Genomic DNA, 1,321 nt, shown 5'->3' on the forward strand with positions numbered 1-1,321 from the left:
AGAGTATTCCAAGAAAAAGATGATCCAAAACCAGGGATACTGAGAGAGTAATTAGTGTGCAATCTGCTGTATGTCTTCAGAATCGTTAATCAAACTAAGTGATAGTCTTCGGTCGTTGTACATCAAGACAGCAAAAAAGCTAAAGGGAAGTGACAGAAGACAATTCATGGCAGAGGTGGTGAAAGGATGGGGACGAGGAGGAGCAACAATAGCAGAACGAGAACTAGGATGGAATCGACGGACAATTCGGAAAGGGATGCAGGAGTTAGAGCATGGAATATCGATCGCAGACTCATTCCGGCTCAGAGGCAGCAAACCAACTGAACATAGACTGCCAAACTTACTGGAAGATATACGGTCAATTGTAGAACCACAAAGCCAAACAGACCCAAGTTTTGAGAGCACAAGGTTGTATACTAGGTTGTCAGCAGCGCAAGTCCGCCATCAGTTGATAGAAATCAAAGGGTATCAAGATGAAGAACTCCCAACAGGGGAGGTAATTCGACAACGATTGAATCAACTAGGTTATGGCTTAAAAAGGGTAGCAAAAACAAAACCAATCAAACAGATACCAGAAACAGAAGCCATCTTTAAAGAAGTTAACCGCATCAATCAACAAGCGGATGACGACTCAAAAACATTGAGAATTTCTATAGATGCCAAGGTGGGAATCAAAATTGGCGAGTTCGATAGAGGTGGAAAAACCCGTACCAAAACTGTGGCATTTGACCACGATTTTTCAACTTGTCCAGCACTTACCCCTTATGGTATTTTTCTGCCTGAAGGAGGCGAGTTATTTCTATTCTTCGTACAGTCCAAACTAACTGCTGATTGTATCGTTGACATACTTGAACAGTGGTGGATAAGCGTTAAAAACCGCTTTACTCACATTCGGAAATTGGTCATCAACCAAGATAATGGTCCAGAAAACCATTCTCGACGAACTCAGTTCATGTATCGTATGCTTGAGTTCACTCACAAATTTAAACTGACCATTCAACTAGCTTATTATCCTCCTTATCACAGTAAATATAATCCTGTTGAGCGTGCTTTTGGTTGGCTTGAGCAACATTGGCGTGGCAGCTTACTCGACAGCGTTGATACCGTGCTAAGGTTTGCTTCTACCCTAACTGTCAAGGGCAAAAATCCTGTGGTTACTTTGGCTCGTGAAAACTTACCATACAGGAGTTAAACTTACACAACAAGCAATGGCCCAAATCGAAGAGCAGATTTACCGCTTACCAACTTTGAAAAAATGGTTCGTTGAAATCTTTTGTCGAAGTGACTAAAGTTTTGGATCATTTTTTAGTTGGAATACTCT

General features: G+C 41.5%; 1 protein-coding gene. It reads left to right on the forward strand.

What is annotated here, in order from left to right; all coding sequences use genetic code 11:
- Positions 1-88: 88 nt before the first annotated feature.
- Positions 89-1,289 (forward strand): ISAzo13 family transposase gene (locus tag IQ257_RS29630; protein WP_416207944.1). Its coding sequence is split into 2 segments (ribosomal slippage): positions 89-1,162 and positions 1,164-1,289, totalling 1,200 coding nucleotides; the frame shifts between segments, so codons are not numbered across the junction.
- The last annotated feature ends 32 nt before the right edge of the window (positions 1,290-1,321 follow it).

Source organism: Coleofasciculus sp. LEGE 07092, from assembly GCF_015207375.1.
Lineage (GTDB): Bacteria > Cyanobacteriota > Cyanobacteriia > Cyanobacteriales > Coleofasciculaceae > LEGE-07092.